Consider the following 16,830-nt stretch of genomic DNA (forward strand, 5'->3'; position numbering starts at 1 on the left):
CAGATTCCCAACGCTTGGCATTTTGCATTTCAAGTTGGGTTTAGTGTTTACTGTGTAAAGGTTTAGGTTAGGTGGTAGGCGTTGTTCACTACTTAACGCGGCGTTAGGCCCAAATAGTATACAAGGAGGTTCAATGAGTAAATTAGTGGTTTATTTGTCGGCAATTGTTGTCGCATGTTTAGTGGTAGCAGAGCCCGCATTTGCGGGCCCTGGAGGAAAAATTGCAAGCGTATTATCTGAGACATTCTGGGGAAAGGTAATAATAATATGTTTATTAGTCTTTTTTTCACCGTTTATAGTGTACGCCTTTTGCAAGGAGAAACTAGCTGAGCAACGTGCTAGAAAAGATCTGAGGTTTATGGCTGGCTATAGTGAACTGTTTGAGTGGTTAAAAGTACAAGAAAGAGTCAAGGATTGTTTCTATCGAGTGCATGCTGGTTGGGAGAGTGAAGACCTATCGAGTGTTTCAGACTGGATGACAGATTGGTATTGGCAAAATCAGCAGCAAGTACATCTTGAGAGTTGGAAAAAACAAGGGTTGGTTAATGTATGTAAGGTAACCCATTTGTCCAAAATTAAGCCGTTACTATTTGTTCATAGGAATCAATCTGTAGAACACGAAGGTTCTATGGTTGTGGTTGCTATTACGGGAGAAACTCAAGATTACCTAATGGTTAAAGAGACAGGAAAAATTGTTGAAGGGAGTAAAAAATTCAAAGATGTCGAAACAATTTGGACTTTGACCTTAACTAATGGGGTTTGGAAAGTCTCTAACATTGAAAGCTGTACGATGTTTATAGATTATGTCAATGAAGCTAAGCATTTACCCAAGATTGAGACTACGGTTGTAAGCGACTTGAGGGCCTAACAAAGCGTTTAAGAGGGACTTGGCACGTGTGGCATTTTCAATTTGCGGTAAGTTTAGTGGTTAAAGTGTGATGCGGTCACTTTTGTATTGCGTGCCTGCGCCCCTTAACGCGGCGTTATATGCTTGGGTGAAAAATGATGGAACATAATGAAATACATTGGCACGATTGTGAGTTGCTGTCGATGATTGAAGTACCGTCACAAGACGAATTGATATTAAGAGTTATGTACCCAGTAGATTGGGAAAATGACGAATATGAAGAAACTGATATTGTATTCAGCGGATTCCATTCTCTAAAGATCAACGAAATTCCTTTTGAAGGTAATCCAACACTCTTAGGACTAGAGTCTGTGAAAAGAGTGGATAGTGACTTATTCAAGTCGAGTTGGTTCAAGTTCAGCTTAAGTACAAATGCTGGTATTCGTGTGATCGAAGCCAAAAGTGTACACCTTAGAGAACGCATATAACAAAGCGTTCAAGGCGGATTCACAACGCTTAGCGGTTTCAGTTCAGGTTAGGTTAAGTGTTTAAGGTACAATGGTTTAGGTTTGGTGGTTTGCGTTGTTCACCACTTAACGCGGCGTTATATGCACGGGAGAGTTCAGTGGAAGAAAGAATCCGAAAAAGGGACGTAAAAGTCTGCCCTGTAGTGCTCAGAAAATCAGGAAACTATCGTGAGTTACTGTTGTTTGAACATCCATTAGCTGAGGTTCAACTTGTTAAAGGAACACTAGAGCCGTCGGATATTTCTATCGAAAGTGCCGCTTTGAGAGAGCTGGAAGAAGAATCTGGGTTATCTAGTGTATCAAGTGCTCACTATCTCGACTGCTGGGAAAGCGGTTTTCAAAATCAACTGTGGCATTTTGTGCTTTGCGAAATAGACCAAGAACTACCGAATAGCTGGAGTTTCTTTACTCAAGATGACGGTGGGCATGAGTTTAATTTCTTCTGGCATAAAGTAGGAAGTAAGCCCGATTTTAAGTGTCATAAAGTATTCTTTGACGCCATTAAGCAAGTCGAAATTCTGTGCATATAACAAACAATTTAAGAGGGATTCCCAACGCTTGGCATTTTTGTTTCTACTTCAAGTTTAGTGTTTATGGCACAATGCTTTAGGTTGGGTGGTAGCGTTGCTCACCCCTTAATTGGGCGTTATGCTTAATCACGTAAAATCAGTGGTTTATGATTTTTCTTTGTTCCCTCGGCTTTTCAGTTTTGTGTTTGTCGGCAAGCCGGCTTTTTCGAGCGCTGTTTTTCGGACACTTATTCTTTGGCGCTAAAAACTCTGAGAATTGCCTCAATCAATTCTCGGGCAAGCGCGAAGTTAGGGCGGTTGGCTCAATCAGAAATCCATTTCTAGGTTTTCAAACTTCAAACCAGATGTGCCAAAATTCCGAGCCTGATTATCAAAACTATGATTCATTTCGGTTTTCTACGTTTTGGCTTTTGTTTGTAAATCAAAGTCGAGTTAATCTTGGTTCTATTAAAACGTAACCCATTGAAGCTTAAGCATAACAAGGCGTTTAAGTGGGATTTGGCACGCGTGGCATTTTCAGTTTGCGTTGGGTTCAGTAGTTACGGCACTGTGCGGTAGCTTTTGTATTGCGTGCCTGCACCCCTTAACGCGGCGTTAGGTGAATTTGGGGAAATAATGCAGCAAATTTTGGAAACTGAACGTTTAATTCTTAGATCATTTAAGCAGTCTGATGCTGAGCAAGTATCAGTATTAGCTGGTGATAAACGAATCGCAGAAATGACAGCAAACATACCGCATCCATACGAAGTTTCAGATGCAATTTCATGGATTGAAACACATGAAATTGGTTTTGCCAGCGGAGAGAGTATTGTTTATGCGATTGTACATAAAGAATCGTTAGAGCTTATTGGGGCCGTGAGTTTGCCAAGCTTAAAAGATGGCCAAGGTATATTAGGTTATTGGTTGGGTGTCGATTTTTGGGGGCAGGGTTATGCGACAGAAGCTTCAAAGGCGCTAATTGAGTACGCAAAAGAATCTCATGGATTGAGAGAGTTAAAGGTTATGCATCTTGTTGGTAATGCTCGTTCAAAGTCAGTTATCGATAAACTTGGCGTTACTTACATAGAAAATCAAACACTTCGTATGCAAGGTGGTGAACGCGAGGTTTGTGTTTATATTTCAGCGGTATAAATTCACCTAACAAAGCGTTAAAGAGGGATTCATGCCGCGTGGCATTTTTGGTATGCGGTATGTTTTGGTGGTGAAAGTGGTCTGCGGGAAGTTGGTTTAGGCGGCATTCACCCCTTAACGCAGCGTTATGTTTAATCACGTAAAATCAGTTGTTTGCACTCTTTTTTGTTCACGTAGCTTTCAAGTTTTTCCCTTGTCGGCAAGCTAACTTCAGTGGTCGCTGTTTTCTGGACTCCTATTCGCGGGCGCGAAAAATTCGGAGAACTGCCTCATTGAAGTCCAGTGTGTTGGCGAGGAGAGTGAGGTGTTCTCAATTCCAAAGTTAGAGTTCCAGTTTTCGGTTTTTCACGCTAAAACTCAATGTTAGTAAAATCAAATTTATGAGTTAATTCAGTTTTTTAGCTTCTGGTTTTGGTTTTCAACGGTAAGTCGAGTTAAGCTCTTGGTATCGTAAAACTTAACCCTTTGAGTCTTAAACATAACAAGGCGTTTAAGCGGGATTCATGCCGCGTGGCATTTTTGGTTTGCAGTGAGTTTTGGTGGTGAAAGTGGTATGCGGAAGCTTGGTTTATGCGGCATTCACCCCTTAACGCGGCGTTATGTTTACTTGTATTTCAAAGGCTTAAAGGTCTTAGGCTCTGGTTCTTTGTCCCTCTGGTAATTCGTCCCTAGTAGACTCAGCAAATCAGTATTGTTGGTCTAAGTTCTTGAACCACTCAGCCCGTAAAACATGCCAATGTTCGTGGGTTGCTTCATTGTCAGGTCGTGGCGGTCGGTTTCTTGTTTAACTGGCTTAAAGTCGCTTTTAGGTTCTTTGCCAAGTAGTATTTCGGCTTGGCAGTAGCCTCGGCAATTCAGCATTGTTTTGCGCTTTGGTTGGAAAGAAAGGGTGCTTGTTGAAACGAGGTCGGGTTGCCTCATTGGGCAGGGAAGTGGAATTACAGGTTTTGGGTTAATCGCCTTTGGTGGCCAAGTTGGTTCTTACCTTGTGGTTTGCTTCAGAAAACTAGTTAGAAATCGCAGTTCTTTCTCAATTAAATCATGTATTTGTGGTAAAACATAACAAGCAATTCAAGCTGATTCGCAACGCTTGGCATTTTTGGTTTGATTCAGCTTTAGTGTTTACGGCACAATGCTTTAGGTAGGTGGCAGCGTTGCTCACAACTTAATTGGGCGTTAGCAATCTTAGGAGAGACAGTGTGCAACATTTTAACGGATGCAAATTAGTTGTTCATTGTAACGAGCAAATTCTTACCTATAAAAGAGATAATATTTCTTCCATCTCATACCCAAATTGCTGGGACTTACCTGGTGGCGGTCGTGAAGGGAACGAAACGCCAGAGGATTGTGCACTAAGAGAATTGAAAGAAGAATTCGGTATCGAACTGTGCCCATCGCGTATTCATTACAAGCAAAAAGTGGAAAGTCATACAGGCTTTGGTTGTGCGTATTTTCTAGCGGTTACGATAACCGAAAGTGAGTTACGCGAAATTCAGTTTGGCGATGAGGGGCAATATTGGAAGCTTATGGACATAGAAACGTACTTAGCCCTCTCAGACGCTGTGCCATCCAACCAGCAAAGAATAAGAGGCTATCTCAACCTATGAGTTCGTATTGCTAACAAGGCGTTTAAGACGGATTCACAACGCTTGGCATTTTCGGTTTGCTTTGAATTTAGTGTTTACGGCACAATGGTTTAGGTTTGGTGGTTGGCGTTGTTCACCACTTAACGCGGCGTTATGCTTAATCACGTAAAATCAATTGGTTGCATCTTTTTTTGCTTTCTCGGCTTTATAATTTTGGTCTTGTCGGCAAGTTGACTTCAGTGATCGCTGTTTGCTGGACTTCAATTCGTGGGCGCTAAAAATTCAGAGAGTTGCCTCATTGAAATGCAGTGTTTTGGTGAGGTGAGCGCAGCTTGCTCAGTTTCAAAGCTAGAGCTTCAACTTTCGTTTCTCACGTTGAGATTCAATGCAAAATAAATCGAATTTATGAGTTAATTCAGTTTTTTAGCCTATGGTTTTGGTTTGCAAAGGTAAGTCGAGTTAAGCTCTTGGTATCGTAAAACTTAACCCTTTGAGTCTTAAACATAACAAGGCGTTCAAGAGGGATTCATGCCGCGTGGCATTTTTGGTATGCAGTAAGTTTTGGTGGTGAAGTGGTCTGCGGAAAGCTGGTTTATGCGGCATTCACCCCTTAACGCGGCGTTATGCCACAAGACGTTCAACATGGAGGAAAGGAAATGGATTTAAACGCAATATTACTATTTGTAGTCGCTTGCCTGGCTATCAATATGATACCTGGCCCAGACGTAATCTACATCGTCTCAAACACAATGAAAGGCAAGCTTACAACTGGATTTAAAGCTGCAATTGGTCTAGGTGTTGGCTACTTTGTACATACATTAGCTGCGTGTTTAGGTTTGTCCGCGATAATCCTCAGCTCTGCTGCAGCTTTTAGTGCGGTAAAATGGTTGGGTGCCGCTTACTTAGTATATTTAGGTGTCCAGTCTCTGCTATCTATGTGGCGTGGAGGCAGTAAAATAGTGGTTAGTGAAAGTGTTGAAACCAACAAAAATGTATTTATACAAGGCGTTATTGTTAGTGTTTTGAACCCGAAGGTAGCACTATTCTTCCTTTCATTTTTACCTCAGTTTGTCGATAAATCTGCAGGCTCCGCGTCAATGCAATTATTAGTGCTTGGTTTGCTCTTCAGCGCATTAGCTACGCTGTGTAACGTTCTCTATGCCTCAGTCGGTAGTTGGGTTTTTAGTCGTTCAAATTCTCAGCGTTATTCACGAGCACTTGAGGGTGTCTCGGGAGTTCTGCTTATTGGGCTAGCAGGCAAAGTCGCAATCAGTGAGCGCTAGTGGCATAACAAACAATTTAAGTGTGATTCAGCACGCGTGGCATTTTTGGTATGCGGTGGCTTTGGTGCTGAAGTGCTATGCGGTGGCTTGGTCATTGCGTGCTTCACACCTTAATTGGGCGTTAGCTTAAAACATTAAAAATCAGTTGTTTGTGGTTTTTCTTTCTTCCTTCGGCCATTCGCTCTGGTTCCTCGGCAAATCCACATTGTTTGTCAACGTGAGTTTCGAACAGTTGCCTCAATTGAGTTTTGGGACTGCGCGAGGTTCGCCAGTTTGGTGCAAAGTCGCTTTGGAGGTTTTGTTTTAGCTTTGAATTTTCCGAAAGTGATTTATCAAAATTTTCGGGTTTTCAAATCGCATGAAAGGCAACAAAGTTTGAGCCAATTCGGGTTTCAAAGCTTAAGCGGTTTGTTGGTTTTCCAAATCGGTTTAATCTCAGGCTTGGTAAATCTAAGGTGCTGAAATTTAAGCTAACAAACTGCTTAAGCGGGATTCGCAATGCGTGGCATTTTCAGTATGCGGTGAGTTTCGTGATTAAAGCGGTGTGCGGTAGCTTTCGTAGTGCATTGCTCACCCCTTAGCAGGGCGTTATGCTTAATCACCTAAAATCAGTGGTTTATGGTTTTTCTTTGTTCCCTCGGCTTGTTAGTTTCGAGTTTGTCGGCAAGTCAGCTTCATTGGGTGCTATTTTCTGGACATCAATTCTTTGGCGCTGGAAATTCAGAGAATTGCCTCAATCAATTTTCAGGTAAGCACGAGGATAGGGCGGCTGGCTCAATCAGAAATCAGTTTTCAGTTCTTAGTTGCCCAAGCTTGAAATGTTAAAAGTCCAAGTCTGCCTTTCAAAACTATGAGTCATTTCGGTTTTCTAAGTTTTGGCTTTTGTTTGTAAATCAAAGTCGGGTTAATCTTGTTTTGAGTAAAACGTAACCCATTGAAGCTTAAGCATAACAAGGCGTTCAAGAGGGATTCATGCCGCGTGGCATTTTTAGTATGCGGTTAGTTTTTGTGGTGAAAGTGGTTTGCAGAAAGCTGGTTTAAGCGGCATTCACCCCTTAACGCAGCGTTATAACCTAATGGGAAATAATGAACTTAGTAGATTTTCAAAAAACGGATTTTCACCTGCTTATCGAATGGATCGACTCAGATGAGTTGAACTATTTATGGGGTGGTCCAGCTTATACTTTTCCGCTGACTTCTGAACAGATCATTGCCCATTGTACCAAGGAAGAAGTATTTCCTTACTTGCTAAAAGTAAGTGGTCAGAATGCTGGGTTTGTGGAGTTGTATAAAGTCACCAACGAGCATTATCGAATTTGTCGTGTATTTATCTCAAACTCTTATCGTGGGCGAGGCTTATCAAAATCTATGCTTATGTTATTAATAGATAAAGTCCGGTCAGATTTTTCTGCGACTACGCTTAGTTTAGGCGTTTTTGAACATAACACTGTAGCTAGAAAGTGCTATGAATCTTTAGGTTTTAATGTCATTGGGATTGAATCTGGCACCAGATCTTTTGATGGTCAATTATGGGGTTTGGTGCGAATGGAAAAACGGTTATAACAAGGCGTTCAAGTGGGACTTGGCACGCGTGGCATTTCCGGTTTGCGGTTTGTTTAGTGGTTAAGGCGTGATGCGGTCACGTTTGTAGAGCGTGCCTGCGCCCCTTAACGCAGCGTTATGCTTAATCACGAAAAATCAGTGGTTTATCATTTTTCTTTGTTCCCTAGGTTTGTTCGTTCGAGTTTGTCGGCAAGTTAGCTTTATTGGGCGCTGTTTTCCGGACAATTATTCTTTGGCGCTGAAAATTCAGAGCGTTGCCTCAATCAATTCTTGAGCAAGCGCGAGGTTAGGGCATCTGGCTCAATCAGCAATTTGATCTTATTTTTTGGGTTTTAGCAGCCAAATTTCAAAGTCCGATTTTCAAAACTATGAGTCATTTCGGTTTTCTACGTTTTGGCTTTTGTTTGTAAATCAAAGTCGAGTTAATCTTGTTTCTAGTAAAGCGTAACCCATTGAAGCTTAAGCATAACAAGGCGTTCAAGTGGGATTCATGCCGCGTGGTATTTTTGGTGTGCGGTGAGTTTTGGTGGTGAAAGTGGTCTACGGAAAGTTGGTTTAAGCGGCATTCACCCCTTAACGCGGCGTTATACAATAAAGAGTAAAAATGAGTACAATAAAAGAGTCAGAAATGGAAAAAGACAAGAATTTAACCCCAGAAGAATTGAAAGAGCGAGCGATTCGTTTCTACAACCGTTACGGAAACGAGCTTGAACAGGTTAGAGAGTTGCTTCAAATTCGGTTAACGCAGTTAGCTCATGCATACACTATAAATCACAATCTTCCTCCTGAAGCCATTACGGTTTCAACACGAGTTAAGAGCCTAGGTAGCTTCCTAAAGAAACTGGAAAAAAAAGGATTCCCTCAGTTCTATTTGCCAACAGAGGTTATTCAAGACTTAATTGGTGCGCGAGTAATATGTTGGTTTATAGATGATTGTAATGGAATTATGGATTTCATTTCTTCGTCGAATCACCTCGATGTGAAACCTGAATCAATTGAAGACTACATTACAAACCCTAAGCCTTCTGGTTACCGTTCTATACATCTTCAAGCTCGCGTTGCTTATGACAGTATTAGCAAGGCAAAAGGCAGCGAAAGTGTTGAAATAAAAAATGAATCAATGCTCTGCGAGGTTCAAATTCGAACGAAGATTCAAGACGCATGGGGTGATATGACACACGAGTTTCACTATAAGGCGAAAATAGTTGGTGTAGAAAATGCGATGTTAGAGACAATGCTATCTGAACTATCTAAACGCCTGAGCAATGAAGATAATTCACTATTAACTTTGAGGGATGCTTATCAAGGGTTGATAGATGAAAAGCAAAAGTCTGGTAAAAGAACTGGCTTCATTGCGAACCCCGAAAATATTGTATAACAATCTGTTTAAGAGTGATTCGCAACGCTTGGCATTTTTGCTATGCGTTGCGTTTTGTGTTTAAGGTGGTATGCGGTAGCATCGGTATTGCGTTGCTCACACCTTAACAGGGCGTTATGCTTAATCACGTAAAATCAGTGGTTTATGTTTTTCTCTGCTCCCTTGGCTGATTGGTTTTGTGCTCATCGGCAAGTTAGCTTCATTGGGCGCTGTTTTCTGGACATCAATTCTTTGGCGCTGAAAATTCAGAGTGTTGCCTCAGTCAATTTTCGGGTAAGCGCGAGGTTAGTGCGGCTAGCTCAATCAGTACTTCGAACTTAGGTTTCTGAGTTTTAGCAGCCAAATTTCAAAGCCTGATTTTCAAAACTTATGAGTCATTTCGGCTTTCTACGTTTTGGCTTTTGTTTGTAAATCAAAGTCGAGTTAATCTTGGTTTAGGAATAGTTTAACCCATTGAAGCTTAAGCATAACAAGGCGTTCAAGAGGGATTCATGCCGCGTGGCATTTTTGGCATGCGGTGAGTTTTGGTGGTGAAAGTGGTCTGCGGAAAGCTGGTTTATGCGGCATTCACCCCTTAACGCAGCGTTAGAAGTTTTGGGAATAAATATGGGATGCAGAAGAGAACTGGGTAGTATCGCAAGCGGTATTATTGGTTCGTTTTGTAGTAGAAACAATGATGTTGATGGCTATTGGGGTATAGGTAAGCTATACCTGCTCGTAGAGCACCTTCAAAGTAAGTGTGTTTCTATAAACCTTTGCTCTCAACAGATTGCCCCATATTCTCCGCACTTTGACCTCATGACTGAGAGCTATTCAAAGATGTTTAAGGGGCTACTTATAAAACGCTCAATCCCACTTGAATGGGTTAGCTCAGCATACGTTTACGTTGAATTTGAAGCTGATTATGAGGAGCGTCATCACACTTGGAGGAGGGCATTTGGAAATCCGTGCAATCTAGTTTGTGTAGTCGTAGATGATAATGGCAAAAGTCATGTTGCTCGTGCGTATACAAGTTGTTTCCCACATGACGCGAAAAGGGAAAGCCGGAGCACTAGGTGAGCAAACTTCTAACAAGGCGTTCAAGCGGGATTCATGCCGCGTGGCATTTTTGGTTTGCAGTGAGTTTTAGTGGTGAAAGTGGTCTGCGGAAGGTTGGTTTAGGCGGCATTCACCCCTTAACGCAGCGTTATGTGTTCAGGAGAAAGCTATGAGAGTAATTGATACCGAAGATCAGCGATGGTTCTTATTTGAACATGAAGATGATCTCTACTTAGATGCTAACTGTAATCATAGCTTTTTGGGCTACACATATATGATTAAGCTCAACGAGACTGAATTAAACCAATATCAATCCGAAGGTAGAGAGTATCTGAACCAGCTTTCTCACGATATCCATTATTCGGCACCTATCGCTAAAGGTAGCCACTCAGTTTTTAAAGGTCGAGATGTGACTAAACAGTTTTCTACTCTGGCTCTTGCAGCTATAGAAAAATGGCGAGTGTTGAAGTAAACACATAACAAACTGTTCAAGAGGGATTCGCAACGCGTAGCATTTTCGCTATGGGTTGGTTTAAGTGATTAAGGTGGTTTGCGGCGGCTTTGGTATTGCGTTGCTCACCCCTTAACAGGGCGTTAGGCAAATCCAAGGAGTTTAAGATGAAACTGACATGCCATTGTGAAAATGTAACTCTTATTTTGAGTGAAATTCCAACAGAAGTTGGTGAGTGTAATTGTTCAATTTGTCGACGTTATGCTGCTTCTTGGGCGTATTTTTCTCCGGAACAAGTCGAAGTCACCATGACAAAACCAACAGATATCTACTGTTGGGGTGACAAAGAAGTCGAATTTCATCGGTGTTCAGTTTGTGGTTGCATTACTCATTATGTAACTACAGCCAAATGTCTGGATAAAATCTTGGCCGTAAACATGCGAATGGCTGAAGCAGAAGTATTGTCAGGTATTGCAGTGAGAAATATCAATGGCGCATCGTACTAATTTGCCTAACAAAGCGTTAAAGAGGGACTTGGCACGCGTGGCATTTTCAGTTTGCGGTAAGTTTAGTGGTTAAGGTGTGATGCGGTCACGTTTGTATTGCGTGCCTGTGCCCCTTAACGCAGCGTTAGCTGCCATTTGAATATCAGCGAATATCAAGATTTCATCAGTTAAAATTCTAAATAAGGATGTGAGAATGTTCGAAATTAAAACAATTTTACCAGTAGTTACTTTGCTGGTTGGTGTGTATTTAGCTCCTTACATCGAAAAACGGAAAAACAAAGCTAAAGCTAATGAAATATATGACAATTTGAAGTTGGAACTTAATGATGAAATTGGAGAGCTTCCAAATAGGCTAATGAATTTTGCGTCATGCTTAGATAGCCTAACCTATTGGGAGGAAAAAAATGAGCCGAAAATAAATCAACCTTGGTTCTATATCCCTCGAGAAACAAGTTGTTATTTTTTAAAGAGTGCAACAGAAAACAGCTTTCAACTATTAACAAAAGAACAACGATATGCAGCAAAATCTTTGCAAACACAGCTTACCGGACTTGTTGACTACTGCTTAGAGATAAAAGAAAACAAAGAAGTTACTAAAGAGAATCGGACATTACTGAAAAACTGTTACAAGAAATATTTGTTCACAGGGTGCTGTGCATTGAACACCATGCGAGTTCTTGCAGGGGATTCGAAAGGCATAACAGGTAAATCTGACGCAGAAATAATTGATCAAATTTTCAGTGAAATTGGTATTCAACTCGCGGCTAAGGACCTGTACATTACTCACAAAAGAGAGCTCAGCGACTGAGACAGCTAACAAGCAATTTAAGAGGGATTCACAACGCTTGGCACTTTTGCTTCTACTTCAGTTTTAGTGTTTATGGCACAATGCTTTAGGTTTGGGGGCAGGCGTTGTTCACCCCTTAATTGGGCGTTATGCAGATTTACTATTTCATTGAGAATTTAGTATGAAAATGGAAACAGATAGGCTTGTTTTACGTCAGTGGCGAGATGACGATTATCAACCTTATGCTGCGTTGTGTTCTGATCCTCATGTGATGAGATATTTTCTTGCACCACTTTCGCATGCTGAGAGTTATGAACAAGCAGAAAAAATCAAAAAGCTAATTTTAGATAAAGGTTGGGGTTTTTGGGCAGTTGAACTTAAGGCAACGGGGCAGTTTATTGGATTTGTTGGGTTACATAGCCAAGATGAAGACAGTGGTTTTCCTAATGCTCCTTTTCTTGAAATTGGCTGGCGGCTGTCTTCTGAGTTTTGGGGGCTAGGCTACGCTCCTGAAGCGGCTCAAAAGGCATTGCAATTCGCATTTGAAAAGTTAGATGCACCAACAGTTTTTGCATTTACTACTTTGCAGAATCGTCCTTCTCAGCGTGTAATGCTGAAGCTTGGGATGGTTGATACGAAGCAGGACTTTAGCCATCCAAAGGTAGTTAAAGGCCATCCTTTGGAGCGACATTGCTTGTACGCAATTACACGTGAGCAGTGGTTAGGAAAATCTGCATAACAAAGCGTTTAAGTGGGATTCATGCCGCGTGGCATTTTTGGTTTGCAGTGAGTTTTGGTGGTGAAAGTGGTCTGCTGAAAGTTGATTTGGGCGGCACTCACCCCTTAACGCGGCGTTATGTTTTAAGGATAAAAATGAAACATTCAGTTTTTATGAGTTTAGTATTTTTGACTGGGTGTGCTGCTAGTCAGGCAGCACCAATAGAAGTTCTCAGTTATGAAGCTGATGATAACAATTACACTTTGATAGCTATTAGTGAAAAAAAGCTAACAAGTTCAAATGGTGAAATCGATAGTGTTTTCGAGGAAAAAATTAAAGAGCTTTGCCCGTATGATTATTTAGTTTCGGAACCAACAGAAGATAATGGCCCCGATGGTACATGGCTAAAAAGGCACATGGAGTACTATATAATGGCGAACGATGTCAAAAGTGCTCATTCTTACTCTAAAAATGTAAGTTGCACGCTTTGATTACAAACATAACAAAGCGTTTAAGAGGGATTTGGCACGCGTGGCATTTTCGGTTTGCGTTGGGTTCAGTGATTAAGTCGCTGTGCGGTAGCTATTGTAGTGCGTGCCTGCACCCCTTAACGCGGCGTTAGGCTTATCAGAGGAAATGTCTCAATAATGAACGATGAATTAGCTCAAGTCTTCGGGTATGAGAGTGCAGAAGATTACAAGCGCTCGATGGCGGAACGTGAAGAATTGCATACCAAATCGGAAAAGCTCTACGGCAAACAACCGAACGAATGGCCAACAATAACAATTAATTGGGATTATCGCCCTGAATCTCAGCGGTATTGCTTTGACGGTTTAAGTAAGTCTGAATTTGATGAATTTTACCCAAATGGACTAGTTTTAGGGCATATGCCTCTAAAAGAGTTTGATAGATATTTGTGCCATTTTAGTCGTAGAGATGGAGATGAACTTTGGAAAGTTGGCAGTCAATCTAAGTTGGCAAAAATGATTGTATATTTATCTGAGGGTAAACCAATCACGCCACCAGTCATAAAGCCTGTTGAAAATAGTGAAGTCATTTTTCAAGGCGGGCATCATCGCTATGCTGTTGCAAAAGCTATTGGGCTTGGAGAAATTCCCATCTATGCGTACAGAGAGAGCGTCGACGAATTAAACAGGTTCATGAACATACGTTGGGCATAAGCTTAGTATCAAGTTTGAAGTGCGACACTTTTTACAGATGCGCATGAATATACTCCGTTGGTGTCCTATACCCAAGTCTTTTGCGTGGGCGCGTATTTAATTTGTGTGCAATTTCATTGCAGAGCTTCTGTGTTACGTGTGACATAGAAGTTCGTTTTGGTAAGTATTGTCGTATCAAACCATTGGTGTTTTCATTAGTCCCTCGCTCCCATGAATGGTATGGATTTGCAAAGTAAAACAGACAGTTATGATGTTTTTCCAGTTGTGCATAACCATGAAATTCAGTGCCGTTATCCGCAGTTATCGTCTTAAAAGGTAAGTCAGAGCGGGTCATGATTTTGCTCATTCTTACGTTGAGCGACTCGCTTGTTCTATCGTCCATTTGCCCTATAAAAGTGTAGCCAGTCATTCTGTCGACTAAAGTTACGATACAGTGCTTGGTTCCGCGGCCAACGACGGTATCAATTTCCCAATGGCCAGGCTCATTTCGATGCTCAGCTTTTGCAGGTCTTTCGGTAATATGACGCTTTGCTGCCAGCCGACCTCGGCTGTCTTTTGAGTTATATCTTTTGCGCCTTTTCTTGGTCGATTGGCGTAGATGTTTCCATAGTGTTCCACCGAGAGTTTTGTCGTTCCAAATATGCTGATAAATGAGCTCGTGGCTCATTGTTGGATAGCCTCTTACCCTTAGGTATCCGACGATTTGGTCAGGGCTCCAATCCAGTCGTAGCAAGGCTTCAGGTAACCTGAAGTCGATTTCGCTATAGCGCTTGTTTCTGCGCGAGCGGCTTAGCCGGTTGCGAGCCATCTGTTGGGCTCTCCATGCTTGATAGGAGAACCTTCTAAAGTGTCTGTTGTATCGGGAATTACGTTCAATTTCTCGATAGATAGTAGCTTTGTGACGACCTAGTTGTTTAGCTATTTTAGCGGTACTAATTCCTTGCTTTCTGAGCGCAGAAATCATATACCTTTCGTTCTCAGTGAGGTGCGTGTATCTCATGTTTTTTACTTCTTGGCGGGAGCAAACTTCATGATTATCGCATCTCACTGTTTTTATGTTCAGAGGTGTCGCACTTCGTACTTGAATCCAAGAAGCCTAACAAACTGCTTAAGAGGGATTCGCAATGCGTGGCATTTTTAGCATGCGGTGAATTTTGTGATTAAGGCCGTGTGCAGTGGCTTTGCCAGTGCATTGCTCACCCCTTAGCAGGGCGTTATGTTCACAAGATGGATTGTAGATATGGATGAAAAAGTACAAATAGCTTTTGGTGTTTGGGCGGGTGTTTCACTCCTCGGTTATGTGTTGTTCTATGCGAATAAAAATACACAGTTTAAGAGGAAATATTATCCAGCATTCTCTGTCGTGACAGGCGCTTTATTTTTGTTCATTGTTAACTTGATGGGCTTTTTTAAACATCAATTCTGGATTGTAATTGTCCCCATTGTTGCGCTAATAACTTTTATGAACATACGTGGTGCTAAGTTTTGCGACAACTGTGGGAAATCAAACTTTACGCAATCGTTAAAAGATAAAAAAATCGAATGTCAAAAATGTGGGCATACTATTTGAGCAATGTGAACATAACAAGGCGTTCAAGTGGGATTCATACCGCGTGGCATTTTTGGTATGCGGTTGGTTCTGGTGGTGAAAGTGTCTGCGGAAAGTTGGTTTAGGCGGCATTCACCCCTTAACGCAGCGTTATGTTCACAAGATGGATTGTAGATATGGATGAAAAAGTACAAATAGCTTTTGGTGTTTGGGCGGGTGTTTCACTCCTCGGTTATGTGTTGTTCTATGCGAATAAAAATACACAGTTTAAGAGGAAATATTATCCAGCATTCTCTGTCGTGACAGGCGCTTTATTTTTGTTCATTGTTAACTTGATGGGCTTTTTTAAACATCAATTCTGGATTGTAATTGTCCCCATTGTTGCGCTAATAACTTTTATGAACATACGTGGTGCTAAGTTTTGCGACAACTGTGGGAAATCAAACTTTACGCAATCGTTAAAAGATAAAAAAATCGAATGTCAAAAATGTGGGCATACTATTTGAGCAATGTGAACATAACAAGGCGTTCAAGTGGGATTCATACCGCGTGGCATTTTTGGTATGCGGTTGGTTCTGGTGGTGAAAGTGTCTGCGGAAAGTTGGTTTATGCGGCATTCACCCCTTAACGCGGCGTTATGTTTAATCACGTAAAATCAGTTGTTTGCACTCTTTTTTGTTCACGTAACTTTCAAGTTTTTCCCCTGTCGGCAAGCTAACTTCAGTGGTCGCTGTTTTCAGGACTCCTATTCGCGGGCGCGAAAAATTCAGAGAATTGCCTCATTGCAATCCAGTGTGTTGGCGAGGTGAGTGAAGTGTTCTCAATTTCAATGTTAGAGTTCCAGTTTTCGGTTTTTCACGCTAAAACTCAATGTTAGTAAAATCAAATTTATGAGTTAATTCAGTTTTTTAGCTTCTGGTTTTGGTTTTCAATGGTAAGTCGAGTTAAGCTCTTGGTATCGTAAAACTTAACCCTTTGAGTCTTAAACATAACAAGGCGTTCAAGCGGGATTCATGCCGCGTGGCATTTTTGGTTTGCGGTGAGTTTTGTGGTGAAAGTGGTGTGTGGAAACTTGGTTTAGGCGGCATTCACCCCTTAACGCGGCGTTAGGGCTCATGGCTAGTCAGTTTTAAAATTAAGTTTGTCGTTTGAATGAAGGATTAAGTTAGATGTTTGAGTCAATTAGCCCTGATGGAAAGCACGTAGCAACTTATCGGTCAGGCGGAGAAATGTGGATGAGTGGTCCTGAATGGGGTTATCTATCAATAGATAATAATGAAGAGATAAAGGGAGCTACACAAGATATTTTATGGTCTTCGGATAGTCAGTACATTGCATTTGTAAAGCTGGTAATTGATGAAGTCCCTAATAGAAAAGGTACTGAGGGTATGAGCTCTAGGGTTGCAGTTGTTAGGCTCAGTGATTTCAAGATACGATATTGCTTGGGAAATAATAAGCTTGCGGAACTAAAGCTAAAAAGTTGTTACTTAGATGAAATCAGTGTCTTGGTCAATGGGCAGTCTAAATTGATAAAACTCGCTTCGATTTATTGGAACTAGAAGATGAATCCAAGCGCCCTAACAAACGCTTTAAGACGGATTCGCAACGCGTGGCATTTGTGGTTTGCGGTAAATTTAGTGTTTTAGGTGGTATGCGAAAGCATCGTATTGCGTTGCTCACCACTTAAGCGAGCGTTATGCTTAATCATGTAAAATCAGTGGTTTATGGTTTTTCTTTGTTCCCTTGGCTGATTGG

At 41.4% G+C, this 16,830-nt stretch carries 19 protein-coding genes; 18 read left to right on the forward strand and 1 reads right to left on the reverse strand.

Annotated features, from left to right (window positions below; all coding sequences use genetic code 11):
• Window positions 1-133 precede the first annotated feature (133 nt).
• The 15 genes from VV1_RS11910 to VV1_RS11980 all read left to right on the forward strand — a co-directional run bounded on the left by VV1_RS11910 (window position 134) and on the right by VV1_RS11980 (window position 13,526).
• Entirely contained in the window at window positions 134-868 is a 735-nt protein-coding gene (locus VV1_RS11910; protein WP_011080362.1) for a TIM44-like domain-containing protein, read from the forward strand.
• 134 nt (window positions 869-1,002) lie between these two features.
• Window positions 1,003-1,335 (forward strand): hypothetical protein, encoded by a 333-nt coding sequence (locus tag VV1_RS11915; protein WP_011080363.1) that lies wholly within the window; start codon window positions 1,003-1,005, stop codon window positions 1,333-1,335.
• Between the two features lie 137 nt (window positions 1,336-1,472).
• A complete protein-coding gene (locus VV1_RS11920) occupies window positions 1,473-1,904 on the forward strand; it encodes an NUDIX hydrolase (protein ID WP_011080364.1) in 432 nt (143 codons plus the stop codon).
• 615 nt (window positions 1,905-2,519) lie between these two features.
• Window positions 2,520-3,035: a GNAT family N-acetyltransferase gene (locus VV1_RS11925; protein WP_011080342.1), complete on the forward strand. Its 516-nt coding sequence runs from the start codon at window positions 2,520-2,522 to the stop codon at window positions 3,033-3,035.
• A 1,199-nt stretch (window positions 3,036-4,234) separates the two neighbouring features.
• Window positions 4,235-4,642, forward strand: coding sequence for an NUDIX domain-containing protein (locus VV1_RS11930; protein ID WP_011080366.1), 408 nt, complete (start codon window positions 4,235-4,237; stop codon window positions 4,640-4,642).
• A gap of 635 nt (window positions 4,643-5,277) precedes the next feature.
• The gene (locus VV1_RS11935; RefSeq protein ID WP_043921020.1) at window positions 5,278-5,904 is read left to right on the forward strand and encodes a LysE family translocator; all 627 of its coding nucleotides are present in this window, start codon (window positions 5,278-5,280) and stop codon (window positions 5,902-5,904) included.
• 1,086 nt (window positions 5,905-6,990) lie between these two features.
• A complete protein-coding gene (locus VV1_RS11940; RefSeq protein ID WP_011080368.1) occupies window positions 6,991-7,467 on the forward strand; it encodes a GNAT family N-acetyltransferase in 477 nt (158 codons plus the stop codon).
• Window positions 7,468-8,071: 604 nt separating this feature from the next.
• A complete protein-coding gene (locus VV1_RS11945) occupies window positions 8,072-8,845 on the forward strand; it encodes a GTP pyrophosphokinase (protein WP_011080369.1) in 774 nt (257 codons plus the stop codon).
• Window positions 8,846-9,451: 606 nt separating this feature from the next.
• A complete protein-coding gene (locus VV1_RS25540) occupies window positions 9,452-9,904 on the forward strand; it encodes a hypothetical protein (protein WP_043921021.1) in 453 nt (150 codons plus the stop codon).
• A 148-nt stretch (window positions 9,905-10,052) separates the two neighbouring features.
• On the forward strand, window positions 10,053-10,355 hold the full coding sequence (locus tag VV1_RS11955) for a hypothetical protein (protein WP_011080371.1): 303 nt from the start codon (window positions 10,053-10,055) through the stop codon (window positions 10,353-10,355).
• 146 nt (window positions 10,356-10,501) lie between these two features.
• Window positions 10,502-10,840: a GFA family protein gene (locus tag VV1_RS11960; protein ID WP_039465016.1), complete on the forward strand. Its 339-nt coding sequence runs from the start codon at window positions 10,502-10,504 to the stop codon at window positions 10,838-10,840.
• A 193-nt stretch (window positions 10,841-11,033) separates the two neighbouring features.
• Entirely contained in the window at window positions 11,034-11,648 is a 615-nt protein-coding gene (locus tag VV1_RS11965; RefSeq protein WP_043921022.1) for a hypothetical protein, read from the forward strand.
• Window positions 11,649-11,808: 160 nt separating this feature from the next.
• A complete protein-coding gene (locus VV1_RS11970) occupies window positions 11,809-12,366 on the forward strand; it encodes a GNAT family N-acetyltransferase (protein WP_011080374.1) in 558 nt (185 codons plus the stop codon).
• 47 nt (window positions 12,367-12,413) lie between these two features.
• Window positions 12,414-12,836, forward strand: a complete 423-nt coding sequence (locus VV1_RS25545; RefSeq protein WP_250698500.1) for a hypothetical protein — start codon at window positions 12,414-12,416, stop codon at window positions 12,834-12,836.
• A gap of 156 nt (window positions 12,837-12,992) precedes the next feature.
• Window positions 12,993-13,526: a ParB N-terminal domain-containing protein gene (locus VV1_RS11980; protein WP_011080376.1), complete on the forward strand. Its 534-nt coding sequence runs from the start codon at window positions 12,993-12,995 to the stop codon at window positions 13,524-13,526.
• A 31-nt stretch (window positions 13,527-13,557) separates the two neighbouring features.
• Here the strand turns inward: VV1_RS11980 and VV1_RS11985 are convergent, their stop codons facing one another.
• A complete protein-coding gene (locus VV1_RS11985) occupies window positions 13,558-14,526 on the reverse strand; it encodes an IS30-like element ISVa6 family transposase (protein ID WP_011080312.1) in 969 nt (322 codons plus the stop codon).
• 240 nt (window positions 14,527-14,766) lie between these two features.
• Between VV1_RS11985 and VV1_RS11990 the strand changes: the two genes are divergently transcribed.
• The 3 genes from VV1_RS11990 to VV1_RS12000 all read left to right on the forward strand — a co-directional run bounded on the left by VV1_RS11990 (window position 14,767) and on the right by VV1_RS12000 (window position 16,634).
• Window positions 14,767-15,096 carry a hypothetical protein gene (locus VV1_RS11990; RefSeq protein ID WP_026050567.1) on the forward strand — a complete coding sequence of 110 codons (330 nt, stop codon included), beginning with the start codon at window positions 14,767-14,769 and terminating at the stop codon, window positions 15,094-15,096.
• 155 nt (window positions 15,097-15,251) lie between these two features.
• Window positions 15,252-15,581, forward strand: a complete 330-nt coding sequence (locus tag VV1_RS11995) for a hypothetical protein (protein ID WP_026050567.1) — start codon at window positions 15,252-15,254, stop codon at window positions 15,579-15,581.
• Between the two features lie 663 nt (window positions 15,582-16,244).
• Window positions 16,245-16,634, forward strand: a complete 390-nt coding sequence (locus tag VV1_RS12000) for a hypothetical protein (protein ID WP_011080377.1) — start codon at window positions 16,245-16,247, stop codon at window positions 16,632-16,634.
• Window positions 16,635-16,830: the final 196 nt, after the last annotated feature.

The organism is Vibrio vulnificus CMCP6, assembly GCF_000039765.1.
In the GTDB taxonomy this organism is placed as follows: domain Bacteria; phylum Pseudomonadota; class Gammaproteobacteria; order Enterobacterales; family Vibrionaceae; genus Vibrio; species Vibrio vulnificus_B.

Excerpts from the sequence above, each read along its gene's own strand:
- VV1_RS11940 (WP_011080368.1), top strand. The coding sequence starts at position 6,991 with ATGAACTTAGTAGATTTTCAAAAAACGGATTTTCACCTGCTTATCGAA.
- VV1_RS11995 (WP_026050567.1), top strand. The coding sequence starts at position 15,252 with ATGGATGAAAAAGTACAAATAGCTTTTGGTGTTTGGGCGGGTGTTTCA.
- VV1_RS11925 (WP_011080342.1), top strand. The coding sequence starts at position 2,520 with ATGCAGCAAATTTTGGAAACTGAACGTTTAATTCTTAGATCATTTAAG.
- VV1_RS11915 (WP_011080363.1), top strand. The coding sequence starts at position 1,003 with ATGATGGAACATAATGAAATACATTGGCACGATTGTGAGTTGCTGTCG.
- VV1_RS12000 (WP_011080377.1), top strand. The coding sequence starts at position 16,245 with ATGTTTGAGTCAATTAGCCCTGATGGAAAGCACGTAGCAACTTATCGG.
- VV1_RS11945 (WP_011080369.1), top strand. The coding sequence starts at position 8,072 with ATGAGTACAATAAAAGAGTCAGAAATGGAAAAAGACAAGAATTTAACC.
- VV1_RS11955 (WP_011080371.1), top strand. The coding sequence starts at position 10,053 with ATGAGAGTAATTGATACCGAAGATCAGCGATGGTTCTTATTTGAACAT.
- VV1_RS11935 (WP_043921020.1), top strand. The coding sequence starts at position 5,278 with ATGGATTTAAACGCAATATTACTATTTGTAGTCGCTTGCCTGGCTATC.
- VV1_RS25540 (WP_043921021.1), top strand. The coding sequence starts at position 9,452 with ATGGGATGCAGAAGAGAACTGGGTAGTATCGCAAGCGGTATTATTGGT.
- VV1_RS11985 (WP_011080312.1), bottom strand. The coding sequence starts at position 14,526 with ATGAGATACACGCACCTCACTGAGAACGAAAGGTATATGATTTCTGCG.
- VV1_RS11990 (WP_026050567.1), top strand. The coding sequence starts at position 14,767 with ATGGATGAAAAAGTACAAATAGCTTTTGGTGTTTGGGCGGGTGTTTCA.
- VV1_RS11980 (WP_011080376.1), top strand. The coding sequence starts at position 12,993 with ATGAACGATGAATTAGCTCAAGTCTTCGGGTATGAGAGTGCAGAAGAT.
- VV1_RS11965 (WP_043921022.1), top strand. The coding sequence starts at position 11,034 with ATGTTCGAAATTAAAACAATTTTACCAGTAGTTACTTTGCTGGTTGGT.
- VV1_RS11910 (WP_011080362.1), top strand. The coding sequence starts at position 134 with ATGAGTAAATTAGTGGTTTATTTGTCGGCAATTGTTGTCGCATGTTTA.
- VV1_RS11960 (WP_039465016.1), top strand. The coding sequence starts at position 10,502 with ATGAAACTGACATGCCATTGTGAAAATGTAACTCTTATTTTGAGTGAA.
- VV1_RS11970 (WP_011080374.1), top strand. The coding sequence starts at position 11,809 with ATGAAAATGGAAACAGATAGGCTTGTTTTACGTCAGTGGCGAGATGAC.